This is a genomic window from Arenibacter sp. F26102, assembly GCF_023015865.1.
Classification (GTDB): domain Bacteria; phylum Bacteroidota; class Bacteroidia; order Flavobacteriales; family Flavobacteriaceae; genus Arenibacter.
Genome location: NZ_JALKBC010000004.1, coordinates 1 through 17,864, shown reverse-complemented (window position 1 = coordinate 17,864; position 17,864 = coordinate 1). Strand labels below are relative to the sequence as shown.

Here is a 17,864-nt window from a genome sequence, read left to right as displayed (position 1 = left end):
CAGTCTTTGCGAAAAAAGGTATCCTTTACAGTCTCGGACATTGTAAGTTTTAAGCAATCCCTATTACTCTGGTCACAACAATATTACGAGGTTGTTTGGCTGGATAGCAACGGACATAAAGGCAAATACAGTTCCTTTGATGGAATGCTTGCAGTAGACGCATTAACAACGATTGTAACGGACACCCAAAATGCTTTTGAAGATTTAAGAACATACCAATCCAACACCAAGGATTGGATTTTTGGATACTTATCCTATGACTTAAAAAATGATACTGAACGGCTAACATCTGGAAATGTAGACGGACTGAATTTTCCGGAATTATACTTTTTTCAACCGAAGAAGATGATAAGGATAGAGGGCCAAGCGGTCACCTTCCATTATCTAAATATGGTATCGGATGAAATTGAAACGGATTTTGTGTCCATCAATGATCAAAATGTTGCACTTACTCCTGAATTGGAGGTTGAATCCAACATTCGCATTAAACTAAGAATTTTTAAGGACGACTATTTTAGGCGGGTAAACAAAATGCTCAACCATATACACAGGGGAGATATTTATGAAGCCAACTTTTGTCAGGAATTTTATGCCGAAAACACAGATATTAACCCATTAAGGACCTATCAAAAGCTAAATTCCATTACCCGGGCACCGTTTTCAACTTTTTTGAAAATCAACGATAAATACCTAATGTCCTCCTCTCCCGAACGTTACATTAAAAAAATAAAAAACAAGATTGTATCTCAACCTATCAAGGGCACTGCAAAGCGTTCCTTGGATATAAACGAGGACAAAGTGTTGGTAAAAACCTTGGAGAATGATGAAAAGGAAAGGGCGGAAAATATTATGATCGTGGATTTGGTAAGAAACGATCTTTCCAAAAGTGCATTAAGAGGAACCGTTAAAGTTGAGGAATTGTGCAAGGTATATTCGTTTGATCAAGTGCACCAAATGATCTCCACCATATCGGCAGAGGTTCCCAGTACTGCAAACCCCGTGGATATTATAATGGAGACCTTTCCCATGGGTAGTATGACCGGAGCCCCAAAAGTTTCTGCCATGAGAATAATAGAGAATCTGGAAGCCTCAAAAAGAGGGCTATATTCTGGCTCTGTTGGCTATTTTACCCCTGAAAACGATTTCGATTTTAACGTAGTTATTCGAAGTATCCTATATAACAAAACGGCCCAATATGTTTCTTATTCCGTTGGAAGCGCCATAACCGCCAAGGCAATTCCAGAAAAGGAGTATGAAGAATGCCTCCTTAAGGCAAAAGCCATGAGGCAAGTGCTTGAAAATTAATAAGTCATTGTTGTTAATCACCAATTTTCCATCTACCTTAACCTTTATTAAATTTAGGTGTAAGTAATATTCTTTACTTTAAGTTCTATGGATATAAAAATGCTAGATATTCAATATAAAGCTATCCCTATTTATGCTTGGTACACCAGACCTAAAATAGTAAAAGGAGCGGTAGTTCTGGTCCATGGATTCGGGGAACATTCCGGCCGATACTTGGACGATGTTGTCCCTAGACTATTGAAGGAAAATATGGCCGTTTTTGGTTATGACAATATTGGACATGGAAAATCGGGCGGAAAACGTGGTCATTGTCCCAATTATTATGCACTGATAGCGTTATTGGATAATATTTTCACCAAGGCAAGATTACTAAACCCCAATAAACCTATTTTCCTGTACGGGCATAGTTTGGGCGGGAATTTAGTATTGAACCATGCATTGAGGATAAAATCCAATTTCACCGGTATTGTAGCTTCAAGCCCTTATCTGAAATTGGCCTTTCAACCTCCCAAATGGAAAATGAACTTGGGACAGGCAATGTTGCAAATATTCCCTTCCATAACCATGTCATCTGGTTTAAACCCCCAGCACATTTCCAGAATAACCCAAGAAGTAGAAAAGTATATTGCGGATCCCTTGGTTCATGATAGGGTGAGCCCAATGTATTCCTTTCCAATAATGGAAGCAGGAGAGTGGGCCATAAATAATGCTCATAAGCTAAAGACCCCAACGCTTTTACTTCATGGTACAGGAGACAAAATTATAGACTATCGCGGAACCCAAAGCTTCCACGACAATTCCAGCAAAACTGAACTTCGGTTAATTGAGGGCGGCTATCATGAATTACATAAAGATGTTGGTAGCAAAGGTACTTTGGATTTGATCGCCTCATGGTTAACGAACAGGATGAACGACTTCTATGGCCAGATATAGCTGCAATCATTTTTGTTATGTAAATTAGCGCTGTGCTAGAGAATTTTAGGAACCACATAGAGCAGTACTTTCCCCATCTAAAAGACGGCAAGTTTCTATTGGCCTGCAGTGGCGGAATAGACAGTGTTGTTCTGGGCCACTTGTGTTTTACCCTTAAAATGGATTTTTCAATAGCCCATTGCAACTTTAAATTACGTGGTACGGAAAGTGATAAGGACGAAGAACATGTTAGAGTTATGGCAGCCGGCTTTGCCAAGGATATTTTTGTAACCAGTTTTGATACCCATGGCTATATGGCCAAATATAAAACGAACTTACAAATTGCAGCTCGGGAACTCCGCTATAAATGGTTTTCGGAATTAATGGAAGGGAACAATTTAAAGACCCTGGTTACGGCTCATCATGCGGATGACAGTTTGGAAACCTTTCTTATCAACCTATCCAGAGGAACTGGTATCGAAGGACTAACTGGCATACCATCACACACAGATACCATATCCAGGCCCTTATTAAAATTTTCTAGGGCGGAAATTGTAGACTATGCAGTAGAACACAATTTGAAGTGGAGAGAGGACGCCAGTAATGAAAACACAAAATATTTAAGAAATAATATCCGCCATAATATAATTCCAAAACTAAAGGAACTTAACCCCAACTTTTTAAGCAATTTTTTAAAGACTCAGGAATATCTTGGACAGACCCAAGAAATTTCCTCCAGCCATATCACCCAATTAAGGCGTGAGCTGTTCTCCAAAGTCGGCGAAGTAGAAAAGGTTAAAGTAGCCACATTATTGGCACTGAATCCTACCAAAGCTTATCTATTTCATTTCTTTAGGGATTTCGGTTTTACACAATGGGAAGACATTTATGATTTGCTAGGTGGCAGTAGCGGAAAGGAAGTACATTCCAATACATATAGATTGCTAAAAGATCGGGACTTTTTGTTACTAAAACCAAAAGAACAAGAGGAAACTAAGGTCATATATATAGAAGAAAGCCAAGAGATTTTAGTAGAACCTATTTCATTAAAATTTATTAAGGTAGAATCTATGGGGGAGAGTTCCCCTAAAGCGATTTACGTAGATAAAGAAAAGTTAAAGTACCCCTTAACTGTCCGTAAATGCGAAAAAGGGGATTATTTTTACCCACTTGGAATGTTGGGTAAGAAAAAGGTCTCAAAATATTTCAAGGATGAGAAGATGGATATCTTTGCCAAGGAGAACCAATGGTTGTTGTGCTCTGGGAGTGATATTGTTTGGGTCATAGGTAAACGTGCCGATGACCGTTTCAAAATTACAGAAATGACTAAAGAAATTTTAAAAATTATTTTCGAATAATGAAGAACATATTAGGATTGTTTTTACTGGTGTTCGGTTTTTTTCCAGGATTTTCCCAGACGGATGATAATCCGGCAATATGGACCTATGAGGCTGAAAAAATATCCGACACCGAATATAATCTGATCATTAAGGCCAACATTCATGAAGGTTGGCACATATATTCACAGTTTACAGATGAAAATGGCTCCTTACCCAGCGAATTCTCCTTTGAAAAAGTAGGTGAGGACTATGAATTGGTGGGTGGTACAATGGAAAGTCAGACCCTAACAGAATACTCCGATATTTTTGAGGTAGATGAAACCTTCTTTAAGGACGAGGCCGTATTTACCCAAAAAATAAAATTGTTAAATCCAGAGGTCACTCAAGTCGATGTTGGTTTGTTCTATCAAATCTGCAAGGAGGTTTGTATCCCAAAGGATGAAATATTCCATATTTCTTTGACGGGCGAGGAAGTAACTGTTGCGGACCAGACGGTAGACCAACGCAGTCTGGATATGAGCAGTGCACTAATACTGGACCTAAAGAACAAGGAATTGCTGGTTAGCGGGGTAGACAATGCCGTAAATGAAAAATCGGGATTGTGGACCATCTTTGTTTTGGGTTTTTTAGGCGGATTGATTGCGCTACTAACACCCTGTGTTTTTCCGATGATACCCTTAACGGTTTCCTTTTTCACCAAGCAGGGAGGAAATAGATCTAAGGGGATTGCCAATGCTTTGTTGTACGGTTTTTTTATAGTACTGATTTACTTTTTATTGAGTTTGCCCTTTCATCTGTTCGATTCTGTTGATTCACAAATATTGAACACCATTGCTACCAATGTTTGGCTAAACCTATTTTTCTTTCTCATTTTCATCTTTTTTGCCTTCTCGTTTTTTGGATATTATGAGTTGACCCTTCCAAGTTCATGGGCCAATAAGATGGATTCGGCCTCCACCAAGGTGGGAGGTGCTTTTGGTATCTTTTTTATGGCAGTTACCTTGGCCATAGTGTCCTTCTCTTGCACCGGTCCTATTTTAGGAGGATTATTGGGAAGCACTGCTTTGGCAGACGGAGATGTGGCTACCAACCTTTCCATGGGGATGGTCGGTTTTGGAGTCGCCTTGGCCTTGCCCTTTGGTCTATTTGCATTGTTCCCAACTTGGCTAAATTCCTTGCCAAAATCTGGAGGATGGATGACAACGGTAAAGGTTACCCTTGGGTTCTTGGAACTGGTGTTGGCTTTTAAATTTCTATCCAATGCCGATTTAGTAGGCAATTGGGGATTTTTTAAACGGGAAATTTTCCTAGGGATATGGATATTATTATTCGTATTGCTTTCCCTTTACTTATTTGGAATATTTAGATTTCCTCATGACGGCCCCAAACAACGCTTGTCGGCTGGTAGGAAGCTTACCGCAATCCTTAGTACCGCTTTTGCCGTCTATCTGATATTGGGCCTAGCGAAAATTACCGATTTAAAACTGTTGAGCGGTTTTCCACCACCTCATTTCTACAGTGTTTTTGAAACAGAGAGCGATTGTCCCTTGGGAATAGATTGTTTTAAGGATTTTGACAAAGGCCTTGCTTATGCACAAAAAGTAAACAAACCGGTCCTGCTGGATTTTACGGGCTGGGCCTGTGTAAATTGTAGAAAAATGGAAGAAACGGTATGGAGCGAGCCGGATATCTATCCCATTCTTAAAGACGAATATGTTTTAATATCGCTGTATATAGATGACAGAAAGGAATTGCCCGAAGAGGAACAATTCCATTTTAAATACGAGTCTGGACGCGTAAAGAAAATAAATACCGTTGGTGAAAAATGGGGTACTTTCCAGACTTTAAATTTCAATGCAGCTTCACAACCTTATTATGTACTTCTTTCCCCTGATTTGGAAATTTTGAACAGTGCCGTCCAATATACAGATCGGGACACCTACAAGGAGTGGTTAAAAAAAGGAGCAAGTAATTTTAAGGAATTGGGGCAGCTTAAATAAGAGCTAAATAAAAGAGTTCTTGGTAATTCAACAGTTTAACCTTGCCTCTGACAAGATAGGTAAACGTGACATTGGCAGAAAATTCTACAGATTTAATCACAACAAATTCAACCTTCATGAGAAAGATCATATTTATTTTATCAGCTATTATCCTGGTATCGTGTGGAAGAATAGGGGTACAACCTACCACAAATAAAACCAGCACCGGAATTGTTGATACGTATAACCCCATAGATTTTTACAACAAAAAAGAAGTCACCATTCCTATGAGGGATGGAATAAAATTGCATACCACCATCTATTCTCCCAAGGATACTTCCAAGAAGTACCCCATTATTATGTCCAGGACGCCATACAGTTGTAGGCCCTACGGTTCCAATGAATATAAAGCCCTAATATCGCCCAACAGAAAAATGATGAAAGAAGGGAATATTGTGGTCTATCAGGATGTAAGGGGCAGATGGAACAGTGAAGGTGTTTACGACAATATGAGGGCTTATATTCCCAATAAAAAAGAAAGGGAAGTAGATGAGGCATCGGATACCTACGACACCATAGAGTGGCTGATCAATAATGTTCAAAACCACAATGGCAATGTGGGCATTTGGGGAATTTCCTATCCCGGATTTTATTCTACCTATTCTCTGCTGGATGCCCATCCTGCATTAAAGGCGGTTTCACCTCAAGCTCCGATCGGGGATTTCTTTTTCGACGATTTTCATCATAACGGGGCGTATTTACTTAGTTATTGGAGGGCTACAGCGGTATTTGGTTATATGAAAGACCAACCAACCACCGAAGAATGGTATTCTTTCCCGGAATTAGGGACGGAAGACCAATATCAGTTTTTTTTGGATGCCGGCCCACTATCCAATTTGGATAAGTATTATAAGGAAGATAATGTCTTTTGGCAACAACTAAAAGAGCACCCAAATTATGATGACTTTTGGCAAAAGCGTGGAATAATCCAGCATCTGGAAAATATTAAACCAGCAGTGATGACAGTAGGAGGGTGGTTTGATGCCGAAGATCTATACGGACCATTAAACACCTACGGGCATATAGAAAAAAACAGTTCCAATTATAATACAATCGTAATGGGACCTTGGAGCCACGGGGACTGGTCCAAAGAAACAAAACGCCAGGCCATTGGCAATGTTTATTTTGGGGATGATATATCCAAATTCTATCAGGAGAATATTGAAACCAAATTTTTTAATCACTTTCTTAAAGGAGAGGGAGGGACCACTGGTTTACCCGAAGCCTATGTTTTTGATACCGGTGCCAAGGAATGGAAATCCTTTGATAGCTGGCCTCCCAAAAACACCTCCAAGGAAACCTATTCCCTACAGCGCAACCAAAGACTTGGACAAATTGCAACCAGGGAATATTCATTTCAGGAATTTGTAAGTGACCCCAAAAAACCGGTACCCTATACAGAGGACATAAAAATGGTGTTTACCCCACGTAAGTTCATGACAGATGATCAGCGTTTTGCCGCCCGCAGACCCGATGTTTTGGTTTTTGAGACCGAACCTTTGGAAGAACCCCTAACCCTCGCCGGTGATATTTTGGCAAAACTAAGTGTTTCCACCTCAGGTACTGATGCTGATTGGATCGTAAAAGTAATAGACGTTTACCCTGCCGATCATGAGAACTATGAAGAAACCCAGTCGTATTTAAAAATGGGAAATTATCATCAAATGGTACGTAGCGAGACCATGCGAGGCAGATTCAGGAACGATTTTTCTAAACCAGAGCCATTTGTGCCAGGGGAGGTGACGCAGGTAGACATTCAGCTTCAGGATGTTTTCCATACTTTTAAAAAGGGACATAAACTACAGGTACAGGTACAAAGTACCATGTTTCCGTACATCGATATAAATCCACAAACCTATGTAGACAACATTTTTGAAGCAAAACCTGAGGATTTTCAAAAACAAACACATCGTGTTTACAACACTTCGTTAATAGAATTCACCCTGTTAAAACCCTAAGATTCTGAAAGAATATTCCCATTAAAAAAAGAAAAAGTACCCCATTGGGTACTTTTTTTATACCCTAAATTAATATACCTTTAATTAGGTAAACACATATATGAAAGTATTTAGAAAGTTACTTTGGATAATCTTGGGAATCGTGGTTGTCCTAGCTCTTAGCAGTGCGGTATATATCTACACACACAGTCCAGAATATACTGGAACTAAGGAGTTGGATAAGCTAACCCAAAAGGTGGAGGTTTATTTTGACACCTATGGTATACCCCATATTTATGCAAAGTCGGAAGAAGATGCTTTTAGAAGTCTAGGGTATGTACATGCTCAGGACAGATTATGGCAAATGGAATTGTTGCGTAGGATCGGCAAAGGCGGGCTGTCCGAAATTTTTGGGGAGGATATGCTTAAGACGGACAAATTCTTTTTGTCTTTAGGGATAGATGATGCCTCCGTAAAGACTGTGGAAATGATTTCCAAAAATAGCCCCGTGGTTCGGTTATCACAAGCTTATTTGGATGGAATAAATCAATATATAGAGGAAGGTCCTACACCCATTGAATTTCATCTTACGGGTTTGGAAAAAACACCATTTACACTGAAGGATATCTATAATACCATTGGTTATATGGCTTTTGATTTTGCCATGGCCCATAAGACCGATCCTTTGCTTACCAACATCAAGAACAAATTAGGGCCTGACTATTTAACTGATTTGGGGTTAAACACAGATCCCAATTCAACATTGATAAAAAATTATAAACCTACCCTTCGCGATTCTATTAAAAATGAGGTTGCCGGCCTCGTTTCCGAGATGCTTAAGGATTTCCCTGTCCCCCTATTCGAAGGGAGTAATTCGTGGGTTATAGCCCCTAATAAGACCAAGAATGGCAAAGTTATTTTGGCGAACGATCCCCATATTGGTTTTGCACAACCTTCCGTTTGGTATGAAGCACATTTAAATGCCCCTACCTACGAAAAGTATGGCTATCATTTGGCCGGAGTCCCATTTCCCATTTTGGGCCATGACAGGAAGTTGGCATATGGGATTACTATATTTGAAAACGATGATATAGACTTTTACTATGAGGAAGAAAATGAGGATGACACCAACTCCTATAAAACACCCTCTGGATGGAAAAAATATGAAGTTATTTCCAAAATTATAAAAGTAAAAGGGAAGAAGGATGTCATGTTCACCTATAAAAAATCAGATCACGGTCCAATTCTAAATGGAATTGCCGATCAGGTATCGGATACACGCCCAATAGCCATGTCCTGGATCTATACAAAAGTGGAAAACAAAATCTTGGATGCGCTTTATGGCATGTCGCACGCCCAAAATTTATCAGAATTCCGTGAATCACTTCCCAATGTACACGCGCCGGGTTTAAACATGATGTATGGCGATGCAATGGGCAATGTAGCATGGTTTGCTACGGCAAAATTATACGAAATGCCGGATAGCACCAATACCAAGTTTATTTTGGAAGGAAGTACAGGAAAAGATGAACCCTTACGATATTTGGATTTTTCTGAAAACCCCATGGCTATTAATCCGTCATGGAACTATGTGTATTCCGCCAACAATCAGCCGGACTCCATAAACGGCAAATTATACCCTGGTTATTACTTGCCCGAGGATAGGGCGAAGCGAATTGTATCTCTTTTAGAGCCTAAAGATGACTGGGACAGGGAGGCCGTACAGGAGATGATGTTGGATGATACCTCTATGGTAAATACCGAAGTGGTTACCAATTTATCCAAAAGCATGGAAGTGGAGCAATTGAACGATAAACAGATCGCTATCCTGGACAAATTAAACTTATGGGACGGCAGTAGTCAATTGCAACAAGTAGAACCCGGTATATACAATCGCTGGATATATTTTATATTGAAGAATACTTTCGCGGATGAACTGGGAACAGAGATGTTTGGGCAAATGTTGGACACCCACTTCCACAAACGCCTAATAGCACATATGGCCGAAAAGGAAACCTCAGTATGGTGGGACGATATAACCACCACAGACAGTGTAGAAACAAAAAAAGAAAGGGTAAACCTTTCCTTTAGACAGGCCTACCAGTCCTTGGAAGAGGAATTTGGCAATAACCCGGACAAATGGACCTGGAATAAGCTGCACACCTTGGAACACGGACATCCCATAGGGCAGATCAAAGCCCTAAGATTTCTCTTTAATGTTGGTCCTTTCCCCGTTTCGGGAACAAGGGAGGTCATCAATAATATGTACTTTAACTATGACGACACAGGTTTCTACCCAGTTACTTCGGGTCCGTCCACAAGGAGGGTGATCGACTTTTCGGATATTGAAAATAGTACCAGTATCCTGCCTACGGGACAGTCCGGGAATCCTTTCAGCGAACATTATGACGATCAGTCCGAAATGTACATTCAGGGGAAATTTCGAAAAATGATGATGAACAAAGAGGAGATTATCAAAACCCAGAAATCATTACTGGTCTTTGAACCTAAAAAGTAATTTGTGGACTGCAGTGGCTATTTGATACTGTACTTATGAGTGGTAGGTTGGTAGTTGTAGTTTTCAGTTTCAAGTAATATACTTCCAACACTTGTCTCTTGAATCAACAATTGTCCGTTTGGGAACTGCCTCATTGCCAATTAGCTAATGGCTCCCCTCTTGGAACGAAGAGGGAAATTAATTTCCCCGCCCTTAGGTGGAGAAAGAAAGGGGAGATTGAAATCCTGAGTCATAGGCTCATACCCAATCTATTCCCCCCCGAAGACCTAGGTTTTCAATCCCTTACGTCTTCTCCGCCGCTGGCGGAGGATCCACCTTCCTTATTCAAGGGAAGGAGCCCTTGTCGCATCATTACAAGTTGACAGTTCAAAACAATTTCCCTCTCGAGAATGCCTGTCCAGTATTATCGGCGGGAGGCTAGGGGTGTCCAAAAACCACCTACATCCAAAATACTCAGGTCAGACTTTCCTCTTTTGTCCTTTCTAGCTCATCCTGTTAACTTTGTGGAGAGAACTAGTTTCTGTCATAAAATCGAAGGTCCCATATTGAAGGCCGAATATGTAGTCACCTCTCTACTTTAAATTGCATTAAGTCCATAATTCCTTAAAATTTAGCACATTGGCTACACCAAAAATTTATATTATTTACTTACATTTAGAGAAATAATAGGTAAATGCTTACAAAAGTTTACGGTAGTGCGGTTTTTGGGGTGGAAGCTACGACGATAACCGTTGAAGTGAATATCGACAAAGGCATCGGCTACCATCTAGTAGGTTTACCGGACAATGCCATTAAAGAAAGTAATTATCGTATTGCAGCAGCATTGCAAAACAATGGCTACAAAATTCCCGGAAAAAAAATAACCATAAATATGGCCCCTGCCGATCTTCGCAAGGAAGGTTCGGCCTACGACCTTACCCTAGCTATTGGTATCTTGTCGGCTTCCAATCAGATAAAATCCGAGTCCATTGAAAAATACATCATCATGGGAGAACTTTCCCTCGATGGCAGTATGCAGCCTATAAAGGGAGCCTTGCCAATCGCTATTAAGGCAAGGGAAGAAGGGTTTAAGGGGTTTATTTTGCCAAATGATAATGCCCGAGAGGCCGCTATTGTGGATAATCTGGAAGTCTATGGCATAGACAATATAAAAGAAGTTATCGATTTCTTTGATAAGGATACTCCCTTGGAGCAGACCATAATCGACACCAAGGAAGAATTTTATAAAAGCCTGGATTTCCCTGAATTTGATTTTTCCGATGTCAAAGGGCAGGAAAGCATAAAACGGTGTATGGAAATAGCCGCTGCGGGCGGACATAATATTATCCTGATAGGTCCCCCAGGTGCGGGGAAGACCATGTTGGCCAAACGCCTCCCTTCTATATTGCCACCAATGACTTTACATGAGGCTTTGGAAACTACCAAAATTCACTCTGTAGTGGGGAAGATCAAGAATATGGGACTTATGAACCAAAGACCGTTTCGCAGCCCACATCACACTATTTCAGATGTCGCCCTGGTTGGCGGCGGGGCCTATCCACAACCCGGAGAAATATCATTGAGCCATAACGGAGTTTTGTTTTTGGATGAACTCCCCGAATTTAAAAGGGGTGTATTGGAGGTCATGAGACAACCTTTGGAGGATAGGGAAGTGACCATTTCAAGGGCACGGTTTACCGTAACCTATCCCAGTAGCTTTATGTTGGTAGCCAGTATGAATCCAAGTCCAGGGGGATATTTTAACGACCCCGATTCGCCAGTAACCTCTTCACCTGCTGATATGCAGCGCTATTTAAGCAAAATTTCAGGGCCATTGTTGGACCGTATCGATATTCACATAGAAGTAACCCCGGTACCTTTTGAAAAATTGTCAGAAGAACGCAAAGGGGAAAGTAGTGTGGAAATTAGGAAAAGGGTCACGGCCGCCAGGGAAATTCAGACCCAGCGCTTTGAAGAAATGGAAAATGTACACTACAATGCCCAGATGAATACCAAGCACATTCGTAAACATTGTAAGATGGACGACCCTTCCAAGGAGCTGTTGAAAAATGCAATGGAACGATTAAATCTTTCTGCCCGTGCCTATGACAGGATTCTGAAAGTAGCAAGAACGATCGCCGATCTGGAAAACGCCACGGATGTCACTGGAAATCATATTGGCGAAGCCATTCAGTACAGATCTTTAGACCGTGAAGGTTGGTTGGGGTAGTACCGTAAGGAAAACACAATAGTAGTCGACCCAGCATAAAATTCTGAGTGACATTGTTGCTAGGAATTGTATTGGTGCACGGGCCTGCCTGACGCGAGGTAGGCGTGACGTCGGTGCCAGCCAAGGGCCATATTAATGTTAGCTTATAAATGTCCAACAGATACGTTTATTCACTATATTTAATCGTTACATATCCTTAAAACAAGTTAGTATGAAGTCAATCTTATATAGCTTTATATTTGTGGTGCTTATTCTCTCTTGTTCCTCTCCCAAGAAAACCGACCCAATAATTGTTTTAAATCAACCAGCAGAGTTCGAAACCCAAGAAGCCATTTGGTTAATATGGCCATCAACGGACCATAAGGAAGGAGAATCCGTAGAAAAAGTAACACTTGATATTGTTGAAGCATTATTGGGGAATATAGATATCGTAATAACTTGCAAGGACAAAGAACTTTTGGCCCAAGCCGAGGAATCCCTAAAGAAGCATTTTGGAGAACTTCCAAAACTTAAACTTCTGCAACTCCCATCCGTGGAGATCTGGGCACGGGATATGGGACCCATATTTGTGGAAACCAATCAAAACACTTGGGCCATTGCCGATTTCAACTTTAATTCTTGGGGATATTCCGATACTTTGGACATAGATACAAAAACCGAGGAATTGTATGATGAAAGGGTTGCCAAACATTTTCAGCTACCCATAATTTCCAGTACAATGATCAGTGAAGGGGGAAATAGGGAGGTGAATGGCAAAGGTACCCTAATTACTACGGAAGCAGTAGAAATGGACAGAAATCCAGAAATGACCAAAGTGGATATGGAGAAGGAATACAAAAGGCTTTTGGGGGTTAAAAAGATTATCTGGTTAAAACAGGGTTTGGTGGAAGACGATCATACTTTCCGTGGCCCCATAACCACCGTAGACGGTGACAAAGCCTACACGGTAGTGACTACCAATGGTCATGTTGACGAATTTGCCCGCTTTGTAAATGATTCCACAATCCTTTTCGCTAAGGTGGACAGTGTAGATCTCGAAGATCCAATTGCCTTTGAAAACCACAAACGCATGGAGGAAAATTACCGAATATTGACTGAAGCAACAGACCAGGACGGCAAGCCATTTACTATTATCAGAATGCCGCTACCCGGAACAATTTTTTCAAGTATGAATCCAGGGGATTATGTTTACGAGTACATTAAGACTCTGGACTATACCAACGGAAGTACCTTTCCGAATGGAGAGCCCATAAAAGTCATGGCGGCACTCAGCTATCTTAATTTCATTATAACCAACAAGGTGGTCATTGGACAGCGTTGTTGGAGGGAAGGCATGTCTAACGAATTGAAACTTATGGATGAAGAGGCCGCTCAAATTTTGCAATCCGCTTTTCCCGACCGAAAAATAGCCATGATCGATGCCCTTGCTGTTAATTTAGGTGGTGGGGGCATACATTGTATTAGTATGCACCAGCCCTTATTTTCTTCCAATTAGAGGTGTAACTACAGGCGACTTCCCAGTAAATACTACACTATTATTTCCTTGATTAGTCCGTTGGCTTAAATGGCACATCTGCTCACTATTAGGCTAGCTCGTGACATTAAAAGTATTCTAGATATATTCCAAAAAATAGCTCAAAACATTTTGCTTTAGAGTCAGCTTAAGACCTCTGTATTGCCATGGTGTCTAGAAACCCTACGGACAAGAATGGCATAATTAAGCCAAAAGTCACAAATGACTAGTCAACAGTGGTTGAAAAAAATAAAATTTATCTACTAAATCAACAAAATAATCGAGATAAACCACTGTAAATCAGCAATTAATTGCTTACCTTTTACTTCAATTTAAACCATTGACTATATGAAAACAACTACCTCTTTATTCATTTTAATTTGCTTTTTAATCTTTGGATGTGCCGAGAAAGAAAAAGAAATGACAGAAGTCAAAGTCCCAGATCTGGTAGACCGTGAACTTTTTTTTGGGAACCCTGACAAAATACAGGTAAGGATTAGCCCAGACGGTAAATATTTTAGTTATAGAGCCCCGGTCAACAACGTTATGAATATATGGGTGGCCCCTATAGAAAATCCGGAGAGCGCCCAGCCAATTACCAACGATACCTTGCGCGGGATACAGGCCTATCAATGGAGCTACAAACCAGGAAATATATTGTATGCGCAGGATAAGGGTGGTGATGAGAACTGGCATGTTCATTTAGTGGATGTGGAAAGCAAAACGGATACTGACCTTACCCCACAGGAGGAGATTATAGGAGCTGATGGGAAACCGATTACAGACCCCAATACAGGGCAGATCGTGCGGCCAAGGGCAGATATTCTAAGCGTATCCAGGGAGAATCCAGAGGAAATACTCATCCAGATAAATAATTCGGACCCTTCCAATATGGATGTCTACAAAGTAGATTTGAATACCCACAAAATGAAGCTAGTATTGAAAGATGAATCTTTTTTACAGATTTTGCCCGATAACCTAAACAATATCCGTCTGGCCACGAGGACTAATCCAGCTGGGGGCCAAATTGTTTACAAATACAATAATGGCAAGTGGGAGGAATATTTTAGGGTTCCACAAGAGGATATGCTTACGTTTGGTTTCTTTGGATTCGACAAAAACAACCAGAACGCCTATATGATAGACAGCAGGGACAGGGACAAAGCGGCCCTGTACACCTTAAATCTGGAAACCGATGAAAAGAAAGTAATAGCGGAAAACGAAAAATCTGATATTGCCGATATTTTGGTGCATCCTACCACCTATGAAGTTGAGGCCTATGCCACCAATTATCTACGCAAGGAATGGGTTCCATTGACCGAAGAAGCAAAGGGGAACCTGGATTATCTTAATACATTTAAAGAGGGCGAATTAACTGTACATTTTAGATCTACGGATAATAACACTTGGATATTATCCTATGATTCGCCACAGGAATATTTAAAATATTACAAGTATGACCTAAAGGCGAAAAAAGCCGAATTCCTAGTTGCCTCCAAACCTGAATTTGATGATGTGCCATTGGCCAATATGTACCCCGTTGAGATTGAGAGCAGGGATGGTTATAAATTGGTTTCCTACCTCACCATACCCCGAGAATTGGATGTTAATGGTAGAACCTCCAAACCAGCTCCAACCGTTTTATTGGTCCATGGCGGACCTTGGGGTAGAGATAATTTTGGATTCAACGGTTTACACCAATGGTTGGCCAATAGGGGGTATGTAGTACTAAGCACCAATTTTAGGGGATCTATCGGCTTTGGGAAGAAATTTATCAATATTGCTGCCAAGGAATGGGCCGGTAAGATGCATGATGACCTAATAGATGCCGTGGACTGGATGGTGCAAGAAAAAATTGCCGAAAAGGAAAATGTAGCTATTATGGGAGGAAGTTATGGTGGTTATGCCACCTTGGTAGGCCTTACCTATACCCCAGATGTATTCGCTTGCGGTGTGGACATCGTTGGCCCATCCAATCTCACAACCCTTCTCAATACAATTCCACCATATTGGAAATCGTTCCGTGATGTCTTTGTTCAGCACATTGGAGATCCGGATACCGAGGAAGGCCTTGCTCTACTTGAAGAACGCTCACCGTTAAACCGCGTAGACAGTATCATAAAACCATTGCTGATAGGGCAGGGGGCGAATGATCCACGTGTTAAACAAGCTGAGGCCGATCAGATTGTCAAGGCTATGAACGAGAAACAAATTCCTGTAACCTACGTACTTTATCCTGATGAGGGACATGGCTTTGCAAGACAAGAAAATAATCTTTCGTTCTTTGCGGTTTCTGAGGCATTCCTTGCCCAACACATTGGTGGTAGATACCAGGATATTGGCGACGATTTTGAGGGCAGTAGTATTCAAATAATTGACTCAGGCAACTTGAACAGTTTAAAGACTCCTGAAGGAAAATAATAGACTATAAAACATTAACTAAATTGCAACATTTTGTCCCAATGACCATGGACATTATGGGTGGTATTATATTGCTGTATCCTTTAACAAAGGCCTGGCTGCCTACGAGACAAAAGTACAAGCGTTGCGCCTGCCTGACGGCGAGGCAAGCTCGATCCAGCTAGGGGGATAAGGACTACTTAGCCTTTAAATTCCATTATTAATAGGTTAAAATTTTATGTCGAAGTTTGTTTTATCGTCTCGCTCAAGTACGAATGCATAAGGGAAATTTCTGGAATCTCCTTTTTTATCCATTACACCTAAAACCGTATGATCATCTATTTTTACAAAATGGTCATTTATTGGTTTTGCATCATAAGCCATTGTAGCAGTTACTCTCCCTCTATATTCAATCATTCTCAGCCTAGCACTCGATTTTTTTGTTTGAACAAAAGGTTTGGATAATGCCATTAAAACCCCCAATACTTTATTTTTAGGAAAATTGAGATCCATGGGAAGGTATTTAGGATTTACCGAATATAATTGCGTTTTGTTTTTAACCTGAGTTCGATCTAAGCTTTTAATAAAATAATGTCAATTGTGAGGTGTTTTCTGTTTCAAATTTGATTCCCGGTTTTTTTTCTTGAAAGGAGTAGGCGATAAGGCTGGCCACCAAGTTGGTAATGAAGTTTCCAAAGCTTCGGTGGCGCGAATGTTCCGCCTGGCAGATATTCTTGAGCTGGTCGTTTACCGTTTCGATGACGGATCTTTTTCGAAGGAGTATCTTGTCCCGCATGTCCATCAGCACATTCTTCATATTGTTCCTGATCCCGGTGACCAGGTGCAGGCCCTGGTCGAAGAGCATTTCCACGAGTTCTTTCGAGATATATCCTTTGTCGGCATATAGACTGCCAAAGATTTTNCCACCAAGTTGGTAATGAAGTTTCCAAAGCTTCGGTGGCGCGAATGTTCTGCCTGGCAGATATTCTTGAGCTGGTCGTTTATCGTTTCGATGACGGATCTTTTTCGAAGAAGTATCTTGTCCCGCATGTCCATCAGCACATTCTTCATATTGTTCCTGATCCCGGTGACCAAGTGCAGGCCCTGGTCGAAGAGCATTTCCACGAGTTCTTTCGAGATATATCCTTTGTCGGCATATAGACTGCCAAAGATTTTTTTTAGCACCTTACCCTCCTTCAGCGGTGCCCTATCATTCTCGTTGGCCTGGGTAATCACGAAGTCCAACAGTTCCCCCTTATCGTTGATCACGATGTGCAGCTTAAAGCCATAGAACCATCCCATTGTCGATNAGTATCTTGTCCCGCATGTCCATCAGCACATTCTTCATATTGTTCCTGATCCCGGTGACCAGGTGCAGGCCCTGGTCGAAGAGCATTTCCACGAGTTCTTTCGAGATATATCCTTTGTCGGCATATAGACTGCCAAAGATTTTTTTTAACACATTGCCCTCCTTCAGCGGTGCCCTATCATTCTCGTTGGCCTGGGTAATCACGAAGTCCAACAGTTCCCCCTTATCGTTGATCACGATGTGCAGCATATTGGATTGCATCAGTTCGGTGAACCGGTTGTAGGAGACCGTAACGGGGAACTCGTCCCTTAAATGCTCCTTGACATAATAAAGATAAAAATGTTTGAAGGTCCGGTAACCGCTCATGTGAAAAAGTACGGTA

The 17,864-nt window shown here is 41.0% G+C and carries 12 protein-coding genes and 1 pseudogene; 9 read left to right on the top strand and 4 right to left on the bottom strand.

The features are described 5' to 3' along the window. Positions 1-6 precede the first annotated feature (6 nt). The 9 genes from MWU78_RS06275 to MWU78_RS06235 all read left to right on the top strand — a co-directional run bounded on the left by MWU78_RS06275 (position 7) and on the right by MWU78_RS06235 (position 16,194). The gene (locus tag MWU78_RS06275; protein ID WP_246996050.1) at positions 7-1,305 is read left to right on the top strand and encodes an anthranilate synthase component I family protein; all 1,299 of its coding nucleotides are present in this window, start codon (positions 7-9) and stop codon (positions 1,303-1,305) included. Between the two features lie 99 nt (positions 1,306-1,404). Then, the gene (locus tag MWU78_RS06270) at positions 1,405-2,238 is read left to right on the top strand and encodes an alpha/beta hydrolase (protein ID WP_246996048.1); all 834 of its coding nucleotides are present in this window, start codon (positions 1,405-1,407) and stop codon (positions 2,236-2,238) included. A gap of 32 nt (positions 2,239-2,270) precedes the next feature. Continuing rightward, positions 2,271-3,575 carry a tRNA lysidine(34) synthetase TilS gene (gene tilS, locus MWU78_RS06265; RefSeq protein ID WP_246996046.1) on the top strand — a complete coding sequence of 435 codons (1,305 nt, stop codon included), beginning with the start codon at positions 2,271-2,273 and terminating at the stop codon, positions 3,573-3,575. Next, a complete protein-coding gene (locus tag MWU78_RS06260; RefSeq protein ID WP_246996043.1) occupies positions 3,575-5,557 on the top strand; it encodes a thioredoxin family protein in 1,983 nt (660 codons plus the stop codon). The genes tilS and MWU78_RS06260 overlap by 1 nt, the downstream gene beginning before the upstream one ends. 116 nt (positions 5,558-5,673) lie before the next feature. Then, on the top strand, positions 5,674-7,554 hold the full coding sequence (locus tag MWU78_RS06255; protein ID WP_246996041.1) for a CocE/NonD family hydrolase: 1,881 nt from the start codon (positions 5,674-5,676) through the stop codon (positions 7,552-7,554). A gap of 100 nt (positions 7,555-7,654) precedes the next feature. Further along, positions 7,655-10,051 carry a penicillin acylase family protein gene (locus MWU78_RS06250; protein ID WP_246996039.1) on the top strand — a complete coding sequence of 799 codons (2,397 nt, stop codon included), beginning with the start codon at positions 7,655-7,657 and terminating at the stop codon, positions 10,049-10,051. 673 nt (positions 10,052-10,724) lie between these two features. After that, positions 10,725-12,260 carry a YifB family Mg chelatase-like AAA ATPase gene (locus MWU78_RS06245; RefSeq protein WP_246996037.1) on the top strand — a complete coding sequence of 512 codons (1,536 nt, stop codon included), beginning with the start codon at positions 10,725-10,727 and terminating at the stop codon, positions 12,258-12,260. A 211-nt stretch (positions 12,261-12,471) separates the two neighbouring features. After that, positions 12,472-13,755 (top strand): agmatine deiminase family protein, encoded by a 1,284-nt coding sequence (locus MWU78_RS06240; RefSeq protein WP_246996035.1) that lies wholly within the window; start codon positions 12,472-12,474, stop codon positions 13,753-13,755. 366 nt (positions 13,756-14,121) lie between these two features. Further along, the gene (locus MWU78_RS06235) at positions 14,122-16,194 is read left to right on the top strand and encodes a S9 family peptidase (RefSeq protein ID WP_246996033.1); all 2,073 of its coding nucleotides are present in this window, start codon (positions 14,122-14,124) and stop codon (positions 16,192-16,194) included. 207 nt (positions 16,195-16,401) lie between these two features. Here MWU78_RS06235 and MWU78_RS06230 read toward each other — a convergent pair whose 3' ends face one another. From MWU78_RS06230 to MWU78_RS06215, 4 genes and pseudogenes are all read right to left on the bottom strand, one after another. Further along, complete coding sequence (locus MWU78_RS06230) at positions 16,402-16,686, bottom strand: DUF4334 domain-containing protein (RefSeq protein WP_246996031.1); 285 nt, start codon at positions 16,684-16,686, stop codon at positions 16,402-16,404. A 67-nt stretch (positions 16,687-16,753) separates the two neighbouring features. Beyond that, positions 16,754-17,092 (bottom strand): annotated as a pseudogene (locus MWU78_RS06225) (transposase); the annotation flags it as partial. Further along, the gene (locus MWU78_RS06220) at positions 16,987-17,475 is read right to left on the bottom strand and encodes an IS982 family transposase (protein ID WP_246996029.1); all 489 of its coding nucleotides are present in this window, start codon (positions 17,473-17,475) and stop codon (positions 16,987-16,989) included. The pseudogene MWU78_RS06225 and the gene MWU78_RS06220, both read right to left, overlap by 106 nt. Next, positions 17,453-17,864 (bottom strand): transposase (locus MWU78_RS06215; RefSeq protein ID WP_246996027.1); only part of this gene is annotated, 412 nt, incomplete at its 5' end. The genes MWU78_RS06220 and MWU78_RS06215, both read right to left, overlap by 23 nt.